Annotated in this window: 22 protein-coding genes and 1 riboswitch; of the genes, 12 read left to right on the forward strand and 10 right to left on the reverse strand. The window is 50.6% G+C overall.

Features of this window, described 5'->3' with window-relative positions; all coding sequences use genetic code 11:
- Position 1 precedes the first annotated feature (1 nt).
- The 4 genes from hisS to ACFOET_RS06120 all read right to left on the reverse strand — a co-directional run bounded on the left by hisS (position 2) and on the right by ACFOET_RS06120 (position 3,730).
- On the reverse strand, positions 2-1,390 hold the full coding sequence (hisS, locus tag ACFOET_RS06105; RefSeq protein ID WP_379020629.1) for a histidine--tRNA ligase: 1,389 nt from the start codon (positions 1,388-1,390) through the stop codon (positions 2-4).
- Positions 1,391-1,416: 26 nt separating this feature from the next.
- Positions 1,417-2,148 (reverse strand): ribonuclease III, encoded by a 732-nt coding sequence (gene rnc, locus ACFOET_RS06110; RefSeq protein WP_379020631.1) that lies wholly within the window; start codon positions 2,146-2,148, stop codon positions 1,417-1,419.
- Between the two features lie 64 nt (positions 2,149-2,212).
- Positions 2,213-3,466 carry a beta-ketoacyl-ACP synthase II gene (gene fabF, locus ACFOET_RS06115; protein ID WP_379020633.1) on the reverse strand — a complete coding sequence of 418 codons (1,254 nt, stop codon included), beginning with the start codon at positions 3,464-3,466 and terminating at the stop codon, positions 2,213-2,215.
- Between the two features lie 27 nt (positions 3,467-3,493).
- On the reverse strand, positions 3,494-3,730 hold the full coding sequence (locus ACFOET_RS06120) for an acyl carrier protein (RefSeq protein ID WP_079717265.1): 237 nt from the start codon (positions 3,728-3,730) through the stop codon (positions 3,494-3,496).
- A 287-nt stretch (positions 3,731-4,017) separates the two neighbouring features.
- Here ACFOET_RS06120 and ACFOET_RS06125 point away from each other — a divergent pair, with 287 nt between their 5' ends.
- From ACFOET_RS06125 to ACFOET_RS06135, 3 genes are all read left to right on the forward strand, one after another.
- On the forward strand, positions 4,018-4,440 hold the full coding sequence (locus tag ACFOET_RS06125; RefSeq protein WP_379020635.1) for an IPExxxVDY family protein: 423 nt from the start codon (positions 4,018-4,020) through the stop codon (positions 4,438-4,440).
- Between the two features lie 120 nt (positions 4,441-4,560).
- Entirely contained in the window at positions 4,561-5,991 is a 1,431-nt protein-coding gene (gene pyk, locus ACFOET_RS06130; RefSeq protein WP_379020637.1) for a pyruvate kinase, read from the forward strand.
- A 113-nt stretch (positions 5,992-6,104) separates the two neighbouring features.
- Positions 6,105-6,824, forward strand: a complete 720-nt coding sequence (locus tag ACFOET_RS06135) for a TylF/MycF/NovP-related O-methyltransferase (protein WP_379020639.1) — start codon at positions 6,105-6,107, stop codon at positions 6,822-6,824.
- A 12-nt stretch (positions 6,825-6,836) separates the two neighbouring features.
- On the opposite strand, the gene ACFOET_RS06140 is transcribed toward ACFOET_RS06135, so the two are convergent.
- Positions 6,837-7,247: a hypothetical protein gene (locus ACFOET_RS06140; protein ID WP_379020641.1), complete on the reverse strand. Its 411-nt coding sequence runs from the start codon at positions 7,245-7,247 to the stop codon at positions 6,837-6,839.
- A 119-nt stretch (positions 7,248-7,366) separates the two neighbouring features.
- Here ACFOET_RS06140 and ACFOET_RS06145 point away from each other — a divergent pair, with 119 nt between their 5' ends.
- The 8 genes from ACFOET_RS06145 (at position 7,367) to dusB (ending at position 17,493) form a co-directional block, all read left to right on the forward strand.
- Entirely contained in the window at positions 7,367-9,184 is a 1,818-nt protein-coding gene (locus tag ACFOET_RS06145; protein WP_379020643.1) for an ATP-binding protein, read from the forward strand.
- 95 nt (positions 9,185-9,279) lie between these two features.
- Positions 9,280-9,969, forward strand: a complete 690-nt coding sequence (locus ACFOET_RS06150; RefSeq protein WP_379020645.1) for a response regulator transcription factor — start codon at positions 9,280-9,282, stop codon at positions 9,967-9,969.
- 41 nt (positions 9,970-10,010) lie between these two features.
- Positions 10,011-10,114: riboswitch (SAM riboswitch) on the forward strand.
- Between the two features lie 80 nt (positions 10,115-10,194).
- Positions 10,195-12,516 (forward strand): 5-methyltetrahydropteroyltriglutamate--homocysteine S-methyltransferase, encoded by a 2,322-nt coding sequence (gene metE / locus ACFOET_RS06155; RefSeq protein WP_379020647.1) that lies wholly within the window; start codon positions 10,195-10,197, stop codon positions 12,514-12,516.
- A 155-nt stretch (positions 12,517-12,671) separates the two neighbouring features.
- Complete coding sequence (gene trmD, locus ACFOET_RS06160; protein WP_379020824.1) at positions 12,672-13,349, forward strand: tRNA (guanosine(37)-N1)-methyltransferase TrmD; 678 nt, start codon at positions 12,672-12,674, stop codon at positions 13,347-13,349.
- Positions 13,350-13,580: 231 nt separating this feature from the next.
- The gene (locus ACFOET_RS06165) at positions 13,581-14,990 is read left to right on the forward strand and encodes an anthranilate synthase component I family protein (protein WP_379020649.1); all 1,410 of its coding nucleotides are present in this window, start codon (positions 13,581-13,583) and stop codon (positions 14,988-14,990) included.
- Positions 14,991-15,000: 10 nt separating this feature from the next.
- Positions 15,001-15,648 carry an anthranilate synthase component II gene (locus ACFOET_RS06170; RefSeq protein ID WP_379020651.1) on the forward strand — a complete coding sequence of 216 codons (648 nt, stop codon included), beginning with the start codon at positions 15,001-15,003 and terminating at the stop codon, positions 15,646-15,648.
- Positions 15,649-15,664: 16 nt separating this feature from the next.
- Entirely contained in the window at positions 15,665-16,447 is a 783-nt protein-coding gene (trpC, locus tag ACFOET_RS06175) for an indole-3-glycerol phosphate synthase TrpC (protein ID WP_379020826.1), read from the forward strand.
- Between the two features lie 50 nt (positions 16,448-16,497).
- Positions 16,498-17,493, forward strand: coding sequence for a tRNA dihydrouridine synthase DusB (gene dusB, locus ACFOET_RS06180; RefSeq protein WP_379020653.1), 996 nt, complete (start codon positions 16,498-16,500; stop codon positions 17,491-17,493).
- On the opposite strand, the gene ACFOET_RS06185 is transcribed toward dusB, so the two are convergent.
- Genes ACFOET_RS06185 through ACFOET_RS06195 form a run of 3 tightly spaced genes read right to left on the reverse strand, consistent with a single transcriptional unit; the run spans position 17,490 to position 20,678 of the window.
- A complete protein-coding gene (locus ACFOET_RS06185; protein ID WP_379020655.1) occupies positions 17,490-18,989 on the reverse strand; it encodes a lipopolysaccharide biosynthesis protein in 1,500 nt (499 codons plus the stop codon). The two genes, dusB and ACFOET_RS06185, sit on opposite strands and share 4 nt — an antisense overlap.
- Before the next feature lie 17 nt (positions 18,990-19,006).
- Positions 19,007-19,297, reverse strand: a complete 291-nt coding sequence (locus ACFOET_RS06190; RefSeq protein WP_379020657.1) for an acylphosphatase — start codon at positions 19,295-19,297, stop codon at positions 19,007-19,009.
- Positions 19,298-19,301: 4 nt separating this feature from the next.
- Positions 19,302-20,678: an alpha-L-fucosidase gene (locus tag ACFOET_RS06195; RefSeq protein WP_379020659.1), complete on the reverse strand. Its 1,377-nt coding sequence runs from the start codon at positions 20,676-20,678 to the stop codon at positions 19,302-19,304.
- A 232-nt stretch (positions 20,679-20,910) separates the two neighbouring features.
- Here ACFOET_RS06195 and ACFOET_RS06200 point away from each other — a divergent pair, with 232 nt between their 5' ends.
- The gene (locus ACFOET_RS06200) at positions 20,911-22,275 is read left to right on the forward strand and encodes a methyltransferase RsmF C-terminal domain-like protein (protein WP_379020661.1); all 1,365 of its coding nucleotides are present in this window, start codon (positions 20,911-20,913) and stop codon (positions 22,273-22,275) included.
- Here the strand turns inward: ACFOET_RS06200 and ACFOET_RS06205 are convergent.
- Both ACFOET_RS06205 and ACFOET_RS06210 read right to left on the reverse strand, forming a co-directional pair.
- Positions 22,272-23,603 (reverse strand): PhoH family protein, encoded by a 1,332-nt coding sequence (locus ACFOET_RS06205; protein ID WP_379020663.1) that lies wholly within the window; start codon positions 23,601-23,603, stop codon positions 22,272-22,274. The two genes, ACFOET_RS06200 and ACFOET_RS06205, sit on opposite strands and share 4 nt — an antisense overlap.
- 633 nt (positions 23,604-24,236) lie before the next feature.
- Positions 24,237-25,361 (reverse strand): endonuclease/exonuclease/phosphatase family protein, encoded by a 1,125-nt coding sequence (locus ACFOET_RS06210; protein ID WP_379020665.1) that lies wholly within the window; start codon positions 25,359-25,361, stop codon positions 24,237-24,239.
- Positions 25,362-25,365 lie beyond the last annotated feature (4 nt).

The raw sequence follows: 25,365 nt of genomic DNA on the forward strand, positions 1-25,365 counted from the left end.
GTCACGACATCGTTAAGTGAGTGACAAGATCTTCTTCGGCCAACCGTCGCTGCTCGCCGCTCTGCATGTCTTTAAGCGATAACAGCCCGCTTTGAATTTCCTCTTCCCCGATAAGGACGACGTACGGAATCCGCTTGGCATCAGCATAAGCCAGTTGTTTTTTCAGCTTGGTTGCTGCAGGATACAGTTCGGCCGCTAACCCTTTATCGCGCAACTTGCGCAACAGCGGTAGCGCATACAGTTCGGCCAACTTGTCGAAATTACTGATCAGGACCTTTGTAGACTGCCCTGTTCCTGCCGGAAAAAGCGACAGCTCCTCCATCACGTCATAGATGCGGTCAGCCCCGAAAGACACGCCCACGCCCGTAAGCCCCTTCAAGCCAAACATGCTTGTCAGGTCGTCGTAACGGCCGCCGCCGCCGATGCTTCCCATGACCACCTCATTTGTCTTTACTTCAAAAATGCATCCGGTATAATAATTGAGCCCGCGCGCTAGGGTGATATCCACCTCCACAAAACGGTTTGTGAGCGCTTTATCGCCTGTCAGCCGTTCCACGTACCCCAGCACGGTTTCGACCTCATCGATGCCCTGGAGCCCCTTGGCGGAGGGGGCAAGCACCTGCTTTAGATGCTCAATTTTTTCCTCATTGCTACCTTCCAGCTCAATGAGGGGCTGAAGCCTTTTTAGGTCCTCCGGCGAAAAACCACGGTCGAGGAGCTCGGTTACCACCCCATCCACGCCGATCTTGTCCAGCTTATCGATGGCAACGGTCATTGCAACGATCAGTTCAGGTTTGCCTAGTATCTCCGCGATGCCGGTCAGTATTTTGCGGTTGTTCAGCTTGATCGTAAAGTCGGTCAACCCTAAGTTGGCCAATGCTTCATGATAGATGAGTATAAACTCTGCCTCATTAAGTAGACTGTCGGAACCCACGACATCTACGTCGCATTGATAAAACTCGCGGTATCGTCCACGCTGCGGCCGGTCGGCACGCCACACTGGCTGTATTTGGAAGCGCTTGAAGGGCAATGTTAGTTCATGCTGACGCATCACAACGTACCGTGCAAACGGCACGGTAAGATCGTAGCGCAAGGCCTTTTCGGCAATATGCGGAACCAGCGGTGCAGATGCACGGTCAGCCAACAGGTTTGCCGGCACCTTAGTGAGGTAATCACCGGAATTGAGAATCTTAAAAATCAGCTTGTCTCCCTCGTCTCCATACTTGCCGGTAAGCGTTTGAAGGTTCTCAAAGGAAGGGGTCTGTATCTCGCGGTATCCGTACTTAGCAAAGACGCTTTTCAGCGTTTCAAAAATAAAATTACGCTTTTCCATCTCCAACGGAGAGAAATCACGTGTGCCCTTTGCCAACGAAGGTTTGATCACTGCCATGCTGCAAAGGTAGCGAAAAACAACAACTAAAGTACACTAAGCAGCTCACAAGCCTTTTCGGCGGCTATTTTCTCTGCACTCTTTTTATTGTAATCGCGGCCGGTCCCGCACACCTCACCGTCTACCACGGCATCGATGGTAAAGATTCTGGCACTGTCGCCTTCGGCATTTTCCGTTTGGACGAAACTTACCTCCTTACCTGCCTGTTGGCACCACTCGATCAGACGGCTCTTGAAGTTAGTTTCGGTCTGTTCTAATGTCTGGATATCAACGTGGGGCTTGATGATGCGGCTGATCAGAAAGTTTTTGGTAAACACGTACCCCTTATCTAAGTAAATGGCCCCGATCAGCGCCTCAAAAGCATCGCCAAGTAAAGAGCCTTGCTTACTGGGGTAGTTGATCATGCGAGCGTCGTATTGGATAAGTTCGTTGAGTCCCAGTTTTCTGGACAATTGGTTGAGGTGTGCGCGGCTCACGATCTTCGAACGCATCTCCGTCAAAAAGCCCTCCCCCTTGTAAGGATATTTTTTGAAAAGCAATTCGGCAACCACCGACCCAAGAACTGCGTCCCCCAAAAATTCCAGCCGTTCATTACTGTTTTTTGTGCCGTCTTTTACCGGCACGGCCACCGACTTATGGCGAAAAGCCAATTGGTAAAGGTGGAGATTGCCCGGGACAAAGCCAAGCAAATTCTTCAGCGCCTTTACGTATTGGCGATTGGACGAAAAATGCAGTTTGTAAATTTTTGAAATAGGCATCTATTTACTCACCTGATGAAACTAGCAAAGGGGCGCTGCCCCTTTCGCCCAAATGCCTTCAAACCTACGCTTCGAACTTCTTAAAAATAACCGTTGCATTATGTCCACCAAAACCAAACGTGTTGCTCATGGCGGCGCCAACAGTCCGTTGCTGTGCCGTATTGAATGTTAAATTCAACTTGGGGTCAAGGTTCGGGTCATCTGTAAAATGATTGATGGTTGGAGGAACGATGTCGTTTCTCACAGCCAGGATCGAAGCGATAGACTCCACGGCGCCGGCAGCACCCAATAAGTGTCCTGTCATTGACTTTGTCGAGCTGATGTTGAGCGCATAAGCATGCTGTCCAAACAGTTCTAAGATAGCCATTATTTCACTGGGATCGCCAACTGGTGTAGAGGTGCCATGCACGTTGATGTAATCGATGTCCTCATTCTTGAGCCGGGCGTCCGCTATCGCATTGCCCATAGCAAGCCGAGCCCCAAGGCCTTCGGGATGGGATGCAGTGATGTGATAAGCGTCAGCACTCATCCCGCCGCCCACAAGCTCAGCGTAAATCTTAGCCCCACGGGCTTTCGCATGCTCAAGACTTTCCAGTACAATGGCCCCAGCGCCCTCTCCGGCCACAAAACCATCCCGGTCTTTGTCAAATGGACGCGAGGCCGTCTTTGGATCGTCGTTGCGGGTAGACAAGGCGTGCATCGCATTGAAGCCGCCGATCCCCGCCTCATTGATAATCGCCTCGGAGCCGCCGGTAATGATCACATCGGCAAACCCCGTACGAATGTAGTTAAGGGAGTCTATCAGCGCATGGGTAGATGATGCACAGGCTGACACCGTAGAAAAATTGGGCCCATGCAGCCCGTGCCGCATAGAAATATGTCCCGGAGCAATGTCCAGAATCATTTTCGGAATAAAAAAAGGATTAAATCGGGGAGTGCCGTCGCCTTTCGCAAAACCGCTTACCTCATCAAGAAACGTTTTAAGGCCGCCTATTCCTGACCCCCAGATCACGCCTATACGGTTGGTGTTGAGCTTCTTAAACTCAAGCGAAGCGTCTGCTATCGCTTCATCAGTAACGGCTATGGCAAAATGTACAAATGGATCTACTTTCCGAGCTTCCTTCCGCTCCATGAATTCTTCGGCGTTGAACCCCTTTACCTCGCAGGCAAAACGGGTCTTAAACTTCGAAGCGTCAAATTTGGTGATAGGAGCAGCGCCGCTTACCCCTTTGACAAGGTTGTCCCAGAATTCTGGAACGGTATTCCCAATAGGAGTAAGCGCACCTAACCCTGTTACTACTACTCTTTTAAGCTCCATTTATTGCGATTAGCCTAATGAAATTAGTTAGTTAACGTTTTTTTCTAAATAAGCGATTGCTTGTCCTACCGTGCTGATGGTTTCCGCCTGGTCATCTGGGATAGCTACGTTGAATTCCTTTTCAAATTCCATGATCAGCTCAACGGTGTCAAGGGAGTCGGCGCCCAAATCATTGGTAAATGACGCTTCCGGGGTGACCTCGTTTTCGTCTACACCTAGCTTTTCAACGATAATTGCTTTAACTCTTGATGCGATATCAGACATGATTTTATAGTTTAATTGTTTAATAAATCTGTGCAAAGAAAAATAAATTTCGGCAAATAGTAAAACGTTTTTGATTTTTAAACCATTATTCAGCGCTCCCTCGGCAAACTAAATTACGGTTTTTATATCAACGATTTAGCTCGATTTTCCGTAAGTCCATACGTTTTCAAGTCTATACGTCGGCCAATTGCCGAACAACCGCTACATCAACTTCTCCCATTATCTTTGTATAATTGTAATATCAAACTTTTTGTTTTCGTAATTTTGCGTTGAATATAGAAAATACTTTGAATAAAATCACATTAAAATACGAAATAGACTTAGATTTCATACTCATCGCGATCGCTTCTCCGCTCAAAGATTATCGCCTGTGCTATTTCATCAACAAGCTTACCGGGTTGAAGCTGGCGAAAGTTGACGACCACGAGATCTGGATGTCCGCGCAAATAGGTCGGCTATACTTCAGCAGGTACGCCTGCTTCTCGGCCACATCCGATACCGAATATCACTTGCTGGCCAACAGGGGCACTGAAGGGGGGGTACTGATTCCGGAAATGCGCCACTCGGATTATTTCCTGATAATTAAAAATTTCATTGATGAGGAAGATCTCGTTGCGATCCAGGAGCGCATCGCCGAAATACCCGAAGTGGTGGTAGCCACCGAAATATCCCCACAAAAATTGAAATCCAAAGAAAATCTAATATTTTAGCGGCGTATTTGCCAGAGTGTATCTATCACACCACTAAAGAAACAGACAGGACTGGAAAGCAAAACATATATTCCCCCTAAGCGAGGGGTGATACGACAAACAAAAAACAACACTATATAAATGGAAAAGGTTCAAAAAAGAACTAAAATCGTGGCCACCTTAGGGCCCGCATCAGCCAAGAAAGACGTATTAACCAGCATGATCGCTAAGGGCGTGGACGTATGCCGTCTTAATTTTTCGCATGGCAGCCAAGAAGACCACCTCAATACGCTTCGTACCATACGCGAAATAGGCCAGGAACACCAGATCAACATCAGTATCTTAGCCGACCTTCAGGGCCCCAAGATCCGGATAGGCAAGATGAAGGAAGGCGGAGCCGTGTTACTTAATGGCTCGCAGTTGGAAATCACCACCAAAGAACAGATCGGCGATGAAAGCCGCATTTATATTACTTATGAAAACTTTCCGCGAGACGTGAAAGAAGGGGAGATCATCCTGCTGGATGACGGCAAAATACAACTGCGCGTACTGCGCACCAACTTCAGTGATACGGTTTGGTGCGAGGTTGTTCATGGGGGCGTGCTTACTTCACGCAAAGGTGTAAACCTGCCCAATACGAAAGTATCTATCCCCAGCCTTACGGAAGAAGATCTGGACAACCTTAACTTTGTGCTCCAATATGACGTCGAGTGGATCGGCATGTCTTTTGTCCGGACAGCGGAAGATATTGTGAGGCTAAAGGAAATCATCGCATCAAAAGGCAAGTCTGCCCGCGTAATCGCCAAAATTGAAAAACCAGAGGCCATCGATAATATCGATGCTATCATTGCCGTTACGGATGGCATTATGGTCGCTCGCGGCGACCTCGGTGTGGAGATGCCCATGGAAGATGTTCCGGTGCTCCAAAAAATGATTGTAAAGAAATGCCGCAATGCATCCAAACCGGTCATTATCGCTACGCAGATGCTGGAGAGCATGATCACCACGCCGCGTCCCACCCGTGCGGAAGTGAACGACGTGGCCAACTCTGTGCTTGACGGTGCGGATGCCGTTATGCTGAGCGGCGAAACGTCGGTCGGCGAGTTTCCCGAAATCGTGATCGAAACAATGAGCAAAATCATTGTGCATGTTGAAGAGACATCTTACCCTTACTACAGCCTCAAAAAGTCCGAGCATGACGCAGCATCTATGATCCCAGATGCCATCTGTGGATCCTCGGTGTACTTGGCTGAAAAAACCAATGCGTCGGCCATCGTAGCCATGACTTATTCAGGTTATACAGCGTTCGAAATATCCAGTTTCCGCCCCAACGCCGACATCTATATCTTTACCGGCAACCCGACCCTGCTTAACACATTGAGCCTGCTCTGGGGCGTCAAGACATTTTTCTATGACAAATTCGAGAGCACGGATGGAAGCATCCAGGATGTCAATTCGCTGCTGAAAACGAAAAAACTGGTACAACCCGGGCAGATTGTCATCAACACCGCTTCGACGCCTTTGCATAAAAAGGGTAAGACGAATACCATTAAGGTAACAGCGGTAGAATAAGGATAGCACCCCGTGTTCGGCGTTCGGTAAAAACATTTGTAGGCCGTTAACGTTAAATACGGAGTAATACGTAATTGCATACCGGCCGCAATATGCCGGAAAAAACAAGCTGAATGATTGCCGAACGGTTGCGAACTAAAGCGCTTGCCCTTTTCTATGCCATTACCGGCGACGAGCGGGCCCACCTCATGCAGGTCATGGCCAACCGCCTGACCTATCTGGGATCCAAAGACCTGTTAAATCTGTACGCGGCGGCCAAGGCGGTGGAGCAGGCGCACATCGAAGGATTGTTTATCGAAACAGGATGCGCGCTCGGCGGGTCCTCCATCGCAATAGGTAAAGCGAAGGAAAAACACCGGCAATTCCGGATCTATGATGCCTTTGGGATGATTCCTCCACCTTCGGAGAAAGATGAGGGCGACGTACATGCGCGGTATGAAGAGATCAAAAGCGGAAAAGCAAGGGGGCTTGGAAACAATCAGTACTATGGGTATACGAATAACTTACTGGACGTAGTAACCGCCAACCTGACAGCGTTTGGTTTGCCCCCCGGAGAGAACAACATCTCGCTCATCAAAGGGTATTTTGAGGATACGCTTTACATCACGGAACCCGTTGCGTTCGCACATATCGACTGCGACTGGTATGCCTCTGTAATGAGCTGCCTGGTACAGATCGAACCCAACTTGTCCATCGGTGGTAAAATCGTCCTGGATGATTATTACCAGTGGTCAGGCTGTCGCAAAGCGGTGGATGAGTATTTTAGCGATAAAAGCGGCTATACGTTTACCACCAAAGGCAGAAAACTTCATGTAACGAAAACCGGCAACTAGGCACAGCCGGCGTTACCGAGGCGGCCGCACGGTCGGTTTCTCGTTTTCTTTTTTACGCCAATAATCTTTCAACGCATTGCGTTGTTGTATGCTGTCCGACGGGCTGGGCACGCCGGCAGGCCCCCCATATACGTTTGGCATAGGGACACAATCGTCGCCCAGGTACACATTGGGCATGGACACACAGTTATCCCCGCGATATGCGTTTGGCATGGGGTGGGTGGAAAACCTTGTGTCAACCGGCTTGGTGTTTCCCGTAGAATCCACCGTAAAATCCTTACTTTTATCCGAAAGCACCCAAAATAAAGTAGCCGCCTTGTCGCCGCGTAACACAGATGTTTGCCCTTTCTCGCGCTCTTTCTGGCCAAATACAACGGCAAAAGGACAAATCGTAATGGCCAGCGCAATCAAAAGCCTTTCCATGGTGTCAATAATTTGTTGTATCAAAAGTAAAGAAAAAAAGGGCAAACCCGTCCAACGCCCGGTGTTAAAATATGTTAAATGCTGCGCTTTGCCCTTAAGCTTGCGTATTTTTGTGTGGGATGAAGCACAAAAGTATCGGATTGATTATTGGGTTGATGACAGTGGCCCTGTTGGGTGTGGTGGCCATGCAATATTTCTTTATCAGGCAGTCATACGTCCTGAAAGTGCAACTATTTGATGAATCCGTGAAGGCCGCGCTTAACGCAGTGGCCGCCAAAGCTGAGAAAAGGGAAATCATACAACTCGCCAAAACTCAACTAGAAAACAAGGAGAAGCTGGAGCGTGAGCAGCGGAAGCTGGAGGAGCAGCTCCGGCTAAAGACGGAAATCGAACAGCTCCGCGAAAAACAAGCCGATCTCTTTGCGGCATTCAAGCAACAGGAGGAGGCATTGTATACGGAGTATGGATTTGTTATACCGATCGAAAGCAACGACTTTTATGAAACATACATCAAGGATCCGGCAAACCGGACGTTAGTAGAGGTAGACCTGGGCTACAACTACATTATCGACGGCGCTATACAGCGCAACGACAATACTGCAAACATATATGCGATCAAGCGCATACCGATGCGCAAAGCTAAGGACGACAGCGTGAGGTACCTCGTTGTAGTCGGCACAAACTCTTTCGCCTCACGAAGCCTCAACTACGCGTATACCGTAAAAACGCTCCCGCCGCGGCATGATCTGAAGCTAAAAAACGAAATCGCCCTCAAAGAACGGCGGCTTCAGTTGCTGCAGGCCAACACACTGTTGGATACCATCGCGATACTTAGCGGCAAGAACCCACAGCTTGTCAAAGACTACGCTGCCGAAATTGAACTGGCCAAACGCCCTTTGAGCCAGCGGATAGATGTCGCGTATATTAAACGGGAGCTGGAAAAGGAATTGGGGAGCAGGGGCATCAAGTCTGCATTCAACCTTGAAATAAAGGACAAGAATACGACCTTATATTCCTTCGCCAACTTTTTAGCGGAAGATCCCTCGACGATGAGTCTGTTTTCCACGGAGTTGTTCCGGGCAGACAATGAAAGCTCTTCCGGCCACCTTTCCGTGTACTTCCCCAACAAAAACAACCTCGTCATGGGCAACATGGCCGTCATGCTGTTTTCGTCGGGAACCCTTTTGCTGGTGCTGATCGGTTGTTTTACCTATACAATTTTCACTATGCTGCGCCAGAAGAAAATATCTGAGATGAAAACGGATTTCATCAACAACATGACCCATGAGTTCAAAACGCCGGTGGCCACCATCATGATTGCCAGCGAATCGCTGCGTGATCCTGAGATCGCCTCCGACCAAACCCGGGCGGCGCGCCTGGCAAACATCATCTATGACGAAAATGTGCGCTTGGGCAACCACATCGAGCGCGTGCTCAACATTGCCCGCCTTGAAAAGGACAATTTGAAACTGGAGCACCGTGACGTGGACATCAATGACCTGGCCCAAGCCGTAGTAGATAGCATGGAGCTCCAATTGCAGAAGAACGGAGCCAAGGTGTATACACACCTTGATGCTACCAACGCAGTGGTCGTTGGAGACGAGTTGCACTTGTCCAATGTGCTGTTCAACTTGGTCGACAACGCGATCAAATACAGCAAGGATCACCCCGAAATCACCATCAGGACAAAAAACATCGGCAAACAGATACAAATTACGGTAGCGGATAAGGGTATTGGGATGAGCCGGGACCAATTGTCCAAGATTTTTGACCAGTTTTACCGTATTCCTACCGGCAATCGGCACGACGTTAAAGGATTCGGACTTGGCCTGAGTTACGTCAGCGATATCGTGAAACGATGCGGCGGAAAGGTGCAGGTCAGAAGCGAAAAGGATAAAGGGACGACCTTTGATATCACGCTGCCCCTTAAAGGATAGGGAAACATTTCATAAAAATCCGCTTAGCAGCCCCTTAACAAATCAGGAACAATGATCGCATACGAAACATCTTTGCCGACAAAACAAATTATTCTATGAAAATTCTATTAGCCGAAGACGACCCCAACCTGGGCGACATCTTAAAAGACTATTTGGAGCTTAAGGGAAAATTTGAGGTTGTGCTCTGCAAAGATGGGGACGAGGGGCTCCGCCAGTTCAACAAGGAAAAATTTGACCTCTGCATTCTCGATGTCATGATGCCCCGCAAGGACGGATTCACACTGGGCAAGGAAATCCGTAAAATCAACGCCGACATACCCATCATTTTCGCTACCGCTAAAGGGATGATGGAAGACAAGTCCGAAGCTTTCGGTCTCGGTGGCGATGACTATATCACCAAGCCATTCCGCGTGGAGGAGCTGCTGCTCCGCATCAATGCTTTGCTCAAACGGGCATCAAGGGAAAAGCAGGCCGAAGAAGAGTTTCCCGATAAATTCCGGATTGGCGACTACCACTTCGATTATGTTACCCAGCAGATTACCTACAACGGGCAACAGCAAAAGCTGTCGACCAAAGAAGCCGAACTGCTGCGGCTGCTCTGCCTCAAAAAAAATGACGTGCTTACCCGGGAAGAGGCCCTGCTCAAAATCTGGCATGACGATAATTACTTCAACGGCCGGAGTATGGACGTATTCTTGAGCAAACTCCGTAAATACCTTCGCGATGACCCCAAAGTAGAAATCGTAAACGTGCATGGCAAGGGGTATAAGCTGTTGGTGAGTTAATTATTTTTGCAAATTCCAATCCTAATTCCGATATTAGCCGCCGCTTATGGAGAAAGGCAGAGGGAATGGACCCTGTGAAGCCTTAGCAACCTGTCACCAGACAAGGTGCTAAATTCTACCCGCTGGTAGGCGGGAAAAATAAGCAGACACAACTCACCTTGTGCCCTCTCCCCAAAGCAATAGTAAACAGCGGTGTTGTAAATTGTCATACTTTATTTATATCTCATGTTAAAAACCAATAATTTGGGTTATCCGCGCATCGGAGCCTTACGCGAACTTAAGAAAGCTAATGAGGCCTATTGGGCAAAGAAGACCGGACGGGACGAGCTGCTTCAAGCCGCAAAAGCCATCCGGGAGAGCAATTGGAAGACCCAACAGGAGGCAGGCATAGACCTGATTCCTTCGAATGACTTTTCGTTCTACGACCAAGTTCTGGACCTCACGCTTACTGTTGGTGCAGTTCCCGCCCGCTATCAAGGGTTCACGCTGGAAGGAGCTTCTTCCTATAACCTTGATTTATATTTTGCGATGGCCCGCGGCTTTCAGCAAGATGGCTTGGACGTCACCGCCATGGAAATGACCAAATGGTTCGATACCAACTACCATTACATTGTCCCCGAATTTGTTAAAGACCAGCAATTTCGGCTTACCTCCGAAAAGGCGGTCAGCGAATTTAATGAGGCAAAACAACTGGGCATCACCACTAAGCCGGTGCTGATCGGCCCAATCACTTACTTATTATTGGGCAAAGAGAAAGAAGCCGGCTTCGATCGCCTCGACTTAATCGACCGCCTGTTGCCGGTATACGAAGAAATTCTCGGCAAACTGGCCCAAGCGGGAGCTGAATGGGTACAGTTTGATGAGCCGTTCCTCGCGCTGGATATCGACGATAAGACACGCGCGCTTTACCAAGCGGTATACGGGCGTCTTGCCGCTGCAGCAAAGGGCAGCAAGCTCGTTGTCGCAACTTACTTTGAATCGTTGCGCGAAAACGCGCGTACCGCATTGAGTTTGCCCGTACAAGCGCTCCATATCGACCTGGTGCGCGGCGAAAACCAACTTAACGAATTGCTGAACAACGTGCCTGCCGGCCTTAGCTTGTCGCTTGGTGTGGTGGATGGTCGCAATATCTGGAAAAATGATTATGAGGCATCGCTCCAAAAGATCAAACAGGCAGTCGACGCGCTGGGTGCCGACCGGGTATGGGTTGCTCCGTCCAGTTCGTTGCTGCACGTTCCGTTCGACCTGGATCTGGAAGATAACGAGCAGTCACTGCCGGCCGAGGTTAAAAACTGGCTTGCTTTTGCAAAACAAAAGCTTACGGAAGTAACCGACTTGGCCACATTGGCTACAGATGATGCTAGCAGCGCTGTTACAGCCCGTTTCGAGGCCAACCGCGACGCGCAGCAAAGCCGCCGCACCTCTTCCCTCATCCACCGCGACGATGTGAAAACGCGGGTAAAAAACATCACGGATGAAGACGCGAAGCGCACGAGCCCGTTTGCCGAGCGAAAGGCGAAACAACAGGCCCGGTTTAACCTGCCAGCATTCGCCACTACCACCATCGGCTCATTCCCACAGACAAGGGACGTACGCAAATGGCGTGCTGACCTCAAAAAGGGCGCGATTACACAACAAGAATACGATAGGCTTATCGCCGAAGAGACCGAGCGGACCATACGTCTGCAGGAAGAACTCGGCATCGATGTGCTGGTGCACGGCGAGTTTGAGCGCAACGATATGGTGGAATACTTTGGCGAACAATTGTCCGGATATGCCTTTACCAAAAATGGCTGGGTACAGTCGTATGGCTCGCGCTGTGTGAAGCCGCCCATTATTTATGGCGATGTTTCCCGTCCGAATGATATGACCGTTTACTGGTCGGCTTACGCACAGACGCTCACCGACCGTCCTGTAAAAGGCATGTTGACCGGCCCGGTAACCATTTTGCAATGGTCATTCGTGCGCAACGACCAACCGCGATCGGAAACCACGTATCAAATTGCATTGGCTATCCTCGATGAGGTGCAGGCGCTGGAAAAAGCCGGTATCAAGATTATTCAGATCGACGAGCCCGCCATCCGCGAGGGACTGCCGCTACGTAAGGCCGATCACAAAGCCTACCTCGATTGGGCAGTCCGTGCGTTCCGCGTGTCTTCATCCAATGTGGAAGACGATACACAAATCCATACGCACATGTGTTATTCGGAGTTCAACGACATCATCGAACACATCGCTGCCATGGATGCCGACGTAATTACCATTGAGACGTCGCGTTCGCAGATGGAACTACTCGATGCGTTTGCCAACTTCAACTATCCCAACGATATCGGCCCAGGGGTGTATGACATCCATTCACCGCGCGTGCCCAGCAAAGAAGAAATGGTAAAGCTGCTGGAAAAAGCGAAAGCCGTTATCCCGGCTGAACAGCTTTGGGTAAACCCCGACTGCGGACTGAAAACCCGCGCATGGCCTGAAACGAAAGCAGCGCTGGAAGCCATGGTTGAGGCTGCCAAGACGCTCCGCGGCGTAGCAGAAGCGGTGTAATACCCGATCAACCCGATACAGCCCCGCTACCCCTCCCGTAGTGGGGCTTTTTATATCTCGGGCAAATGCCTCCCTTAGTCAGCAATATGTGTATCGTGAAAGGGGTCATACAGAAAGAGCGACAGACAACGCAAAATAAACGCTATCTTTGCCCCATGCGGTTCGACATCATCACGGTGCTTCCTGGCTTACTGGAAAGCCCTTTTGCCCATTCCATTTTGCAACGTGCGCAGAAAAAGGGGCTCTGCGAAATCGCGGTGCACAACCTGCGTGACTACGCCAATAACAAACACAAGAGCGTAGATGATTATCCTTATGGGGGAGGAAGCGGTATGGTGATGCAAATCGAACCTTTTGCGGCCTGTATCGAGCAGCTGCAGGCGGCGAGACCTTACAACGAAATCATCTTCATGACACCCGACGGGGAGACGCTCAATCAGACCATCGCCAATCACCTGTCTACAAAAGACAACATAATTATTTTATGCGGACATTATAAAGGCATCGATCAGCGCATCCGCGACCTCTACGTTACCCGTGAATTGTCCATCGGAGACTACGTGCTTTCCGGGGGTGAGCTCCCGGCGGCAGTGCTCGTTGATGCCGTGGTCAGGCTGATCCCTGGGGTGCTTTCCGATGAAACATCCGCACTTTCGGACTCCTTTCAAGGCGGTTTGCTCGATGCTCCGGTATATACGCGCCCTGCCGACTGGCGGGGCCATAAGGTGCCCGGTGTGTTGCTCAGTGGCAACGAGGCGGCCATCAACCAGTGGCGCGATGAGCAGGCCATCGCCCGCACGAAAGCCCGTAGGCCGGATTTATTGGATGAGTGACGATTTTTTTCCGTTTTTGGGAGGAAAGGTTTGTTTACTTAATTTTTTTTATAAATTTGCTGCCGTATGTTGACAATGAACTTCCGCATTGATGCATGGTGGTGGCCCGGTGAGAAAAACGTCGGGTCGGGGGGAGCGATAACGTATTCCTAATCAACCAAGGCTTGGAATATTTAGCCCGACGTTTTGAAAAATCCGTCGGGTTTTTTTATGATGTTTAGTAAAGAAAATATGGCATATCGATTTAAAACAACGTACAAACATTTGCTGGCAGATACCGCCACACCTGTGAGTATTTATTTGCGGATTCGTGATGTGTTTCCCAATAGCCTGCTGCTGGAAAGTTCGGATTACCACAGCCGTGAAAACAACATAAGCTACATTTGCTGCCAGCCCATCGCTGGCATTAAGCTGGATGGCGACTCCCTGAATGTCCAGTATCCCGGTGGCAAGACCGAGCAGAAGCCCGCCTCAACCATCGATCTCCGCGAGGAGGTGTCTCAATTCAGGAACGCCTTTGCCGATGCCGAAGATATCGCCTTTCCGTTTAATTCCAATGGCTTGTTCGGCTTTTTTACATTTGATACCGTAGCCCACTTCGAGGACATCATACTCCAAAGCCCGAAAGACCCAGCACGCGACATCCCTTACCTACAATACCATGTATATCGGTATGTCATCGCCATTGATCACTTTCGCAACCAGCTGTATATCTTCGAACACCAGCTCGAAGGTGAAACGCTGCCCTCAGGATTGGAAAAAATCCAATATCTTATCCAAAACAAAAACTTCCCCGAATACAGCTTCACGCTTAACGGGGCGGAAACATCCTCCGTGACCGACGAGGGCTTCCGGGCGCTCGTAGAGCAGATGAAGACCCACATTTATCGGGGCGATGTTTTCCAAATTGTGCCTTCGCGTGGCTTTTCCCGCCCTTTTCTGGGCGACGAATTCAACGTATACCGCACCTTGCGGTCCATCAACCCGTCTCCTTACCTGTTTTACTTTGACTACGGCGACTTCAAGCTGTTCGGTTCTTCCCCCGAGGCACAGTTGACCATCCGCAACCGGGAAGCCACTATTTATCCCATTGCCGGAACATTCAAGCGCAGCGGCAATGCTGAACAGGATGAGCAACTGGCCGCGGCGCTGAAGGAAGACCCGAAGGAGAGCGCCGAACATGTGATGCTTGTAGACCTGGCACGCAACGACCTCAGCCGGCATTGTGAAAATGTGCATGTCAAGTCATACAAAGAAACCCAGTATTATTCACATATCATCCATTTGGTCTCCAAAGTATGTGGTACACTGAAAAAAGGTGTCAACCCCTTTGATGTCGTGGGCGATACCTTCCCTGCAGGTACGCTCAGCGGTGCCCCCAAACACATGGCCATGCAGCTGATAGACCGCTATGAAAACCAGCAACGCAGCTTTTACAGCGGGGCCATCGGATACATGGGGTTCAACGGTGACTTCAATCACGCTATTATGATACGGTCATTCCTCAGCCGGCGCAACGTCCTGCATTATCAGGCGGGAGCGGGCATTGTGGCCGACTCAGAACCCGAAAAAGAACTTCAGGAAGTAAACAATAAAATTGCGGCACTGCGCAAGGCCCTTGAGTTGGCGCAGGATATTTAGCTATAAGAAGATGAGCAGTCTACAACTACATTCACCGAAAATACTGGTGATAGACAACTACGATTCCTTCACATTCAACTTAGTCCATCTGTTGTACGAGTGCGGGCATGAAGCAACCGTATGGCGCAACGATAAGTTTGCGCTGGAAGAGGTGGCAGCTTTTGACAAAATCCTGCTCTCGCCCGGTCCGGGTATACCGGAAGAGGCTGGCCTGCTCCTGGAAGTCATCCGGAAATATGGGCCGTCCAAAAGCATCCTCGGTATCTGCCTCGGGCAGCAGGCCATCGCTGAAGTATATGGGGGGTCGCTCTATAATCTCAGCAAACCGGTGCACGGCACAGCCACCCCGCTGGTCATTACCGATCGCGATGAGCCGCTGTTTAAGGGCCTTCCGTTGTCGTTTCCGATAGGCCGCTATCACTCCTGGGCCGTATCGCGCGAGGGGCTGCCCGATACGCTCCGCATTACCGCCGAAGACGAACATCAGGTCATCATGGCGATTTCTCATAAAACAGATGATGTAAGAGGGCTGCAGTTTCATCCCGAATCGGTGCTTACCCAATACGGCAGGGAAATGATTGCCAACTGGCTGGATGCAAAGCAACCGAACGCCGAGCCGACGGAGGGACACAGCATACACGCGAAACCTATCGCATAGCATGACGCCAAAGGAAATGACCATCTTAGACAAAATCATCATCAGGAAACGGACGGAAGTAGATCTGGCCAAAGCATCGACCACCATGGCCGAGCTGGAAAAAAAGCCCATGTTTGCCAGGGCTTGTCTTCCATTGCGTGATTCGGTACTCGACAAAACTAAAAACGGTATCATTGCTGAATACAAGCGGGCATCCCCCTCTAAGGGGACGATCAACGACCGTTCGTCGGTAGAAGACGTCGTCCGCGGCTATCAGCAGACGGGTGTCTCAGCGGTGTCCGTACTCACGGATTCAGAGTTTTTCAAGGGGAGCCTCACCGACCTTGTGAAGGCACGAACCGCATTGCAGGTTCCGTTGTTACGTAAAGAGTTCATCATCGATGAATACCAGATCCTTGAAGCAAAGGCCTATGGTGCAGACATCATCCTGCTGATTGCAGCGGTACTCAACCCTGTTCAGCTGGAAAGCCTGTCCACATTTGCCCGGTCTATCGGCATGAACGTGCTGCTTGAAGTGCACAACCGGGAGGAACTGGAGCGAAGCGTGATGGACAGCATAGACGCCATCGGCGTGAACAACCGCAACCTCAACGACTTTTCCGTTTCATTGGATCATTCGCTAGCACTGGTAGGCCTGATTCCGGACCGGTTCATCAAGGTTTCAGAAAGCGGGATCAGTGATCCGGCAACAATCCGGCAATTGCGAGCGGCTGGATTCCAAGGGTTTCTCATCGGCGAAAATTTTATGAAAACAGCGGATCCGGTGAAAGCGATCAAGTCGTTTGCGGCGTCCTTGTAGCCGATATGTTTAGTTTTCTGTATCTTTGCACCGGATACTGGTAACTTAGCATGGCCGTGCGGATCGGAAATATCGACTTAGGGGAGTTTCCCTTGCTGCTTGCTCCCATGGAGGACGTGAGCGACCCACCGTTCCGCTTTGTGTGCAAGCAAAGCGGGGCGGACCTCATGTACACCGAATTCATCTCTTCCGAAGGGCTCATCCGGGATGCCGCCAAAAGCCGGCAGAAACTGGACATTTTCGAGTATGAGCGGCCCATCGGCATTCAGATTTTCGGCAGCGACATTGACACCATGCGAGAGGCCACCGAAATCGCCTCGCAGGTGGGGCCCGACCTGATTGACATCAACTATGGTTGTCCGGTCAAAAATGTGGCTTGCCGTGGGGCAGGGGCAAGCCTGCTGCAGGATATCGATAAAATGACCGCCATGACGAAGGCTGTCGTCGAAGCCACCCACCTGCCCGTTACGGTGAAAACACGCCTCGGATGGGACGACAACACGAAGAACATTTACGAAGTAGCCGAACGCCTGCAGGATGTGGGTATCCAGGCACTGAGTATTCACGGCCGTACTCGATCACAAATGTACAAAGGCCGGGCCGACTGGCAGCTCATCCGCGAGGTAAAGCGCAACCCGCGCGTCCGAATACCCATTTTCGGTAATGGCGACGTGGATAGTGTGGAAAAAGCCGCAGCATGGCGCATGGAATACGAAGTTGACGGCATCATGATTGGGCGCGCATCCATCGGCTACCCGTGGATATTCCGTGAAATCAAACACTTCTACCAAACCGGCGAATACCTCCCCGCACCCACCATCGCCGAACGGGTGGCCGTCTGCCGCACGCATTTCGAGAAGTCCATCCAGTGGAAAGGGGAGAAAACCGGCATCTTCGAGATGCGCCGCCACTATGCCAACTACTTCAAGGGTATACCGCACTTCAAGGAATACCGCACCAAGCTGGTTTCACTCACCAGCGTAGCTGATATTCACGCCGTGCTCGACGAGATCGGCGAACAATTCGTCATGGAAGAGGTTGCTTAATTCCTACGCAGGATAGCTAGCAGCGTTTTTCGCTCGATAAGCAACGTTGTTCCCGCAAAAGCCGTAAACAATAGGTTGCCGGCAACAAGGTGGCGGTCAAACACGTCAAATGCCAACCAGCTAACCACGATCCCAGCCAAGATATAGCCGACGTTTTTGCCGACACGGTAGGGGATGGGGTAATGGCGCTGCCCCCATAGGTAGGAGATCAGCACCATGCTGCCATAGGCCAGCAGGGTCACCCACGCCGAGGCTACATAACTGTACCTTGGAATGAAAATAACATTAAATACGAGCGTAATAACCGCTCCGATGCCCGAAATGTAAAGTGCAAACCGCGTCTGGTCAGACAGCTTATACCAGATCGATAGGTTCATATAAACGCCCAGCAACACGTAGTTCAGGAGCAGAATAGGGATAATATGGAGGCCCGACCAGTATGCGGCCTGCTCGGCGGGGCTGTCGCCCTCGATGAAGTACTTCAGCCATTCGATATTTACCGTGATGCCCACCATCACCAGCACCATCGCGATGATGAAATAATCCATGATAAGCGCGTAGGTCTTACGAGCATTTTTGTTCTTTGCATAGCTGAAGAAGAACGGCTCGGCCCCCAAGCGGAATGCCTGGACGCCGATACTTAGGAAAACAGCAATTTTGGACACCGCACCGTAAATCCCCAGATCCCGGTCGCCCACCGGCCCGGGAAGCAATTTCGGAATCAGTATCTTGTCGAGATGCTCATTGATGATAAACGAAATGTTGGCTACCAGCACCGGAAAACTGTAGACAGCCATATCCATGGCCAGCTTCCGGTCGAGGCGTAGTTTTAGTTTGACGATTTCCGGCAGCAGGAGCAACAGTGTCAGCCCGCTGGCCGCCAAGTTCGCCAGAAAAACATAACCGACCCAGCCTTCGCGGTACCATGTGCTGATACCTGCCGAGCCGGTCGCGCCTTGCTCCAGCAGTCGGGGAATAGCCACAATAAACAGCAGGTTGAGGCTAACGAAAGTTAGGATATTAACCAGTTTAAGCAGGGCAAAGCGCACCGCCCGGCCCTCAGCCCGCAGGCGGGCATATGGAATGACAGCCAAGGCGTCTGCCACCAGAGTCCACGCTAAATAATGCACATAACGGTGGTAATCCGCATCATAGCGGCCATTGTTTAGCCATGCTGCGATGCTTCCTGAAAATAGGTGCACCGTGATGATGAACACCGCTGAAGTAAAAAGGACGATGACAAAACTGTTGTTGTATACCTGTTCGCGGTTTCCCTCATGCTTTTGCAGGTACCGGAAATACGTGGTTTCCATTCCGAAAGCCAGCACGGCGCTGAGCATTGCAGCCCAACTGTATAGGTTAGTGAAAATACCGTATACAGAGGGAGAAAACCGGTTTACAAACAACGGCGTAAGCACAAAATTGATCAACCTTGCGACGATCGTGCTCAGCCCATAGATGGCCGTTTGTCCGGCGAAGTTCCTGAGTACAGACAAGCGTTAAAACATTAAGGTCAGCCCTGCGTTTTTCTGATGACCTCAAAGTTACGATAGTTTTTCATTCCGCCCTCTACGCATTCCACTTTTTCCACCACCGCCTTCTCAGGCCCCTCCCGGCACCACTCCAGGAATGATTCCAGCGCAAACTCATCGCCTTCCGCTTCAATATACACCGTGCCGTCCGGCCGGTTCTGTGCCGTGCCCTTCACGCCCAGCTGGTCGGCCACCGCCTTGGTTATCAACCTGAAATATACCCCCTGGACCTTACCGTGCACCGCGATGTTAAGGTGTTTCTTTTCGTTCATTTTATTACAATACCGCTTCCAGCTTAAACACCCATGCGTGTTCGCAGGGCATTGTGGCCGGCGTTATCGGGGGAGGCGTAATGGTAAGCCAGCTGCCGCCAGCCTTTGCCTTTACCGCGGTGGGTGAGCCCAGCAGGGAAACGGACGCAGGCCGCTTCACGCCGGGTATCCGCAAGGGGGCCGCAGGCCACTGCGTGCAGATTACGTACAGGTCCTCACCCTTGCGGGTATAATAGACCTGCGGCTGCTCGCTCGCCGCTGGCCGCTCCAGCCATGCCGTGGTGCCATAGATCGCTTCCCCGTTTACATCAAGCCACCGTCCGATATCGAGCAAACGCTGTTCCATAATCACAGGAATAAGCCCATTGGCTTTCGGGCCGACATTAAGCAGCAGGTTGCCCCCGTTGCTTACCTTGTCGACCAGCAGCGCTATCAGCTGCTTGGAAGAAAAATAATGCGCTGTGGTTTCGAACTGGTTATATCCATACGATGTGCCGATCCCGCGACTCTCTTCCCACGGATGCGTAGCCTTGTCTCCGATGCCCTTCTCGTTGTGCACCAAATCGTACTCCGTTGTAAAGTAATCGCCGTGCTTACTCCTTGTTTCCTCTCCCCAACGGTCATTTACCACTACGCTTTCCTTTACAGTCGATTCGTTATATAGCCAAGCCAAAAACTCGGTGCTTTTTAGGGTCCCGCTCGGGTAGTCCCACTCCCCGTCCGAGAAAATCACTTCCGGTTGATAGGCTTCCACCAGCTCTTTCATCTGTGGTATCATGTGGGTATCTACCCATTCATTGATGGTTTCCTTTTTATACAAGGGATGACTCCACTCTAGCAGGGAATAATAGAAGCCCATCCGTAGCCCGGCATCCCTTACCGCTTTGGTAAGCTCTCCCGCCAAGTCGCGGTTGGCACCGATATCCATGCTGTTCCATCTGGGGCTGTATTGGCTAGGCCATAGACAGAATCCGTCGTGATGCTTGGAAGTCAGCACCACATATTTAGCGCCGGCACGGCTGAAGAGGTCAGCCCATTTGCCCGCATCGAAATGCTCAGCCTTGAACATTGGTGCAAAATCTCGGTAAGTGAAGTGTTCGCCATATGTCTTCCGGTGGTAGTCGGTAAAAAGTTTATTGTTATGCAGCAGCCGATTTTCATAATGTTCTGCATACTTTTCGTATACCCCTTCTACCTCATCTACAGGGGCATATGCCGGAACAGCATAGGGACCCCAGTGAATGAAAATGCCGAACTTGGCATCGCGCCACCACTGCGGCGTTTCGCGCATGTCGAGTGATTCCCAGTTGGGCTGATAGGGCTGGGCCGCTAGCTCCGCCGCGATGAAAAGGGCTAAAAGACCTGCAAATAAAGACTTCATGGCGTATAATTGTTTTTACAACCACGAATGTAATAAATCAGCCTGATGCTTCCTGCTTTTTCGGCAATACAGATTACAAATAGGCTAATCGGACTGAATCCAACAGTAGAGTCAATGGGTCCTTCATCTGCTGCTGGAACGCTGATGTGGTCAAAAAGCTGGCTTTGCACACATACAGAAGTTTCACGGCCAAGCACAAGCGGTAGGATTAAATCCGTAAATTTGCAGGTACATGAGCAACATCATACCGCCTGCGTTGGTGCGCCGTCTGGGTGCTTTCGCCGGATTTGACACCGCCGCATTTCAGGCCGTACACGAAGAGGAGGAAGGGGTTTCCGCTATCCGGATAAACCCCGCGAAACCTCACCGTACGGATACTTCCGTTTTGCAGCGCGTACCCTGGTGCGACACTGGCTTCTACCTGCCTCGTCGGCCTGTATTCACCTTGGATCCGCTGTTCCACGCCGGTTGTTATTATGTCCAGGACGCCTCCTCCATGTTTTTGGCCCATGCCGTGAAGGCACTCGCGCTGGATCAACGGCCGCTGATAGCCTTAGATCTCTGCGCCGCGCCGGGAGGAAAAAGCACCCTGCTGAACACCTACCTCCATGCCGACAGCCTGCTCATTGCCAATGAGCCAATCAAAGCCCGCGCAACCACGCTGGCAGACAACCTTGTCCGCTGGGGACTTCCCAATACCGTTGTGACAAATAATGACCCCTCGGCGTTCAGCCACCTACCGGGATATGTCGATTTCATGCTTGTGGATGCCCCATGCTCCGGCTCGGGCATGTTCCGCAAGGACCGCGGAACTATAGCCGAGTGGTCGGAAGGGATCGTCCAGCTATGCAGCGAGCGACAGCGGCGTATTTTGGCAGACAGCCTGCCTACCCTGAAGGAGGGCGGCGTCCTCCTGTATGCTACCTGTTCCTATTCGGAGGAGGAGAATGAGCAGGTTTCCGACTGGCTGTGCGAGACGCAGGGCGTTGAACCAATAGCGATACCCATCGACGAAGCCTGGGGGATTGAACCGACCCATTCCGAAAAACATGGCTGCCCCGGCTACCGGTTTTACCCTCATAAACTGCGGGGCGAAGGGTTTTTCATCGCCGCTTTCCGCAAAACGCGGAGTCAGGCAACTTTCGACAGACGAAAATTGAAGCCGGGCAAGGCGACCTTTTTCCCTGAGCTCAAAAACTGGGTAACCACAAGCGACCAATTGACTTCATTTACCGTTGGCGAAGACAGCTACGTTTTGCCTGAAGCCTGGGAGCCCGACCTGCGTATCCTGCAAAGCATCCTCTACCTGAGAAACGCCGGAACGCGGGTGGGGCGCATAGCCAAGAAAGCGTTCGTCCCCGCGCATGACCTTACAATGAGCACACTCCAGCACCTTGAGCTTCCGAAGTTGCCGCTGGATTTTGACTTATCACTTGAATACCTGCGCAAGGGAAACCTGCCACCGTCGGTCAATACAAAGGGACTTTCGGGGTGGGCACTCGCTACATATAACGGCGTTCCGCTCGGGTGGACTAAGTTGCTTCCCAACCGCATAAATAATTACTATCCCAAGGAATGGCGGATAGTCACGCTTTAAAGCAAATCATTAGCCAAATTGGCCAATTCACTGCGCTCACCTTTCTGCAACGTAATATGCGCATATAACGGGTGATTTTTCACATTTTCGATGAGGTAAGAGAGTCCATTGCTCTCGGCGTCGAGATAAGGCGTATCAATCTGGTAAATGTCGCCCGTGAACACGATTTTGGTGTGTTCACCGGCCCTGGAGATGATGGTCTTGATTTCATGGGGCGTCAGGTTCTGCGCCTCATCCACAATAAAGAAGATCTTGGTCAACGTACGTCCCCGAATGAAGGCGAGCGGCGCGATAGCAATTTTTTCCGTAGCGATCAGCTCGTCAATCTTATCCAGCATTTTTCCGTCGTCGGCGTATTGCTCCTTGATAAAGCGCAGATTATCCCAGATCGGTGCCAGAAAGGGGTCTGTTTTCGACTTGGCGTCGCCCGGCAAGAATCCGATTTCCCGGTTGCTCAGCGGGATGACAGGTCGCGTGATGTAAATCTGCCGGTAACTTCTGCGTTGTTCAAGGGCACTTGCTAGTGCCAGCAAAGTCTTGCCGGTGCCAGCATTACCTTGGATGCTGACCAAGCGGATGGAGGGATCAAGTAGTGCATGAAGCGCAAAGGCTTGCTCGGGATTAAGGGGCTTGATACGGAAAACCGGAGCCATTGACACCGGCGTCAGCGTGTTGGTGCCCTTGCGGTAAAAAGCAAGTAGTGTTTTGCGCTTATCTTTAACCGCATAAAATTGGTTGGCCCCGATATGGCCAAGCGCCATCCTTTCTACAGGCACGGCAGTTTTGCTTTTCAATCCGTCAATCACAAACTGGGGAAAGTCCTTTCGTATGGTCTTTCCCGTATAAAGCGCCTCCACATCCTTGATCTTTCCAGTTTCATAGTCTTCAGCAAGTAGGTTCAAGGCTTTCGCCTTGAGGCGAAGGCAGATATCTTTTGACACAAGGACGATTTTCTTGTCCGGATTTTCCTCCATTAGAATCAGGGCGGCGTTAATGATTTGATGGTCATATTTTTCGTTTCCGAAAATTTTTTCCGCGTCGGCCCGCTGCGGTTTTCCTGAAAGAATAACCTTGAATTTGCCTTTCGTCTGCCCGTTTTTCAACGGTACCCATTGGTCGATCAGCCTTTTTCTGGAAAGACCGTCGATCAGTCGGATAAAGCTTCGTGCCTCGAAGTTCCGGGTCTCGTTGCCTCCCTTCAAATTGTCAAGCTCCTCCAGTACCTGTATCGGAATAGCAACATCGTGTTCCTGAAAATTGGTTAACGCATTGTGGTCGTACAAGATAACGGAGGTATCCAACACAAAAATTTTACGGGGGGCTTGCATGAGCGGTATTCTTTATTCAGCGATTTGTCGGCTTAAATTTACAGTTTTTTTGGCTTTTCTGACACGAAATGACCTAAAATACCGGACAGGAAGCGTAAGGCAAACACAGCGCTTTGTTAAAAACACGCTGGTCTTGGTTAAGAACATGTGGATAAGTCGCGTTTTCCTGTTGAGAAATTGTTAATAAAATGGGTGCTTTTTACTTGACAGGTAAACGTTTTGTTGCTATCTTAGCATCATATCAAGCATTAAGTTCTTTGATCGCCAAAAAGGGTGTCCATAGCATAACGGTGCCGAAGGGCAACTGTTCAGGATAGCTCACTGCGATGGATTGGCTCCCAAAGATATAATATCGGTGGGAGGTTCGCTAAACTTCCCTGAAATGGGGTAGCCCAATCAAAGCATACGCTTAGGGATTTGGATGTTATCACCAAAACTGCTACGGCAGCAAGGTAAACACCGAATGCATCGAAGCTTTCCCGTCTGGGGAAACCAACATGGATGCCGACAAAGAAATTTGACTTGATGCCTTTATTACAGCCACGGTTGTAATTAAGGTTAAAAACGGAGAATCCAAATCGAAAGAGGCGGTTCTCCGTTTTTTTTTCACCGATAACCGCCCCCAAAAGGGCATCAAAGCCGCAGATCAGCCCAAACCGGATAATGATCGGAGAGCTTTTCTTTTACGATCTGGTAATGCAGCACCTCGAATTCAGGGCTTGCGAGGATATAATCGATCTGGAAATTTGGGAAATCGCCGTTGTAGGTAACGCCCCATCCCCGCCCTTTTTGGCTGAATGCATTCTGTAGGCCGGAAGAGACCTGATTCACTGCATACGACAGCGGGGTGTCATTGAAATCCCCTGCAATAATATATGGCGTTTTACACGCGCTGCTGTGTGCGCGCAACGCCTCAGCCTGAGCCCCCCGGGCGCCAAACGCATGCTTCAAGCGGGAGCCGATCCGCCGAGTGGAGGCCGCGTCCCTTTCTATGGTCTTTGATGGGCTTTTGATGAAATCATAATCTTCCTTCTGGAAACCAAATGAGCGCAAGTGAACATTATAAACACGGAAGATCTGGCCTCCCTTGTCCAGGTCAGCGTAGATAACGCGGTTTACACCAAACTCATGTGCCGGCAGATGACCCGAGGCCACAATCGGATAACGGGAAAAGATCGCCATTCCATAGGCCTCGTAGTCGTTTTCAGCAGCGGGAAAAAAATAGTGGTGGTATGTCCCGATCTTCCGTTCAAATTCCTTAGCCATCCTGTACCGTCCTTTTTGCCTCGTGTAATACTCCTGAACACATATCACATCGGGAGATACGCTATCCATAAGCTCCATAGCCTCTTCAAGGATGGTGAGTTCGGTGTTCTCCTGTTCAAACGGCCTGAAAAAATGCACGTTGTAAGTAAGCAACCGGATGTGGGCGGTGTCCGGTGAATCAACAACCGACGCGGGCACCTTGGCGTTAAACCCGATATGCTTATTCAAGGTACCCCATCCCAGTAAAATTACTAGGAGCGAAATACCCGCATACCGCCACTTTCGAACCGCCCAATAAACGATAAAAAATAGATTGACTATTAGAAGTGGAAGATACGCAATGCCGAAGAAGGCGACAGGCCAAAAGGTATACGGATTGATAACCGGTGCCAAATAGCTCAAAAGCATCGCTGCCACGGCCAGGAGATTGACCAACAACATGGCCTTACCGAAGACACCCAGTTGATTTTTACGCCGTGATCTCCCTACCATCTGG

It is taken from the genome of Parapedobacter deserti (assembly GCF_042646065.1).
Classification (GTDB): Bacteria; Bacteroidota; Bacteroidia; order Sphingobacteriales; family Sphingobacteriaceae; genus Parapedobacter; species Parapedobacter deserti.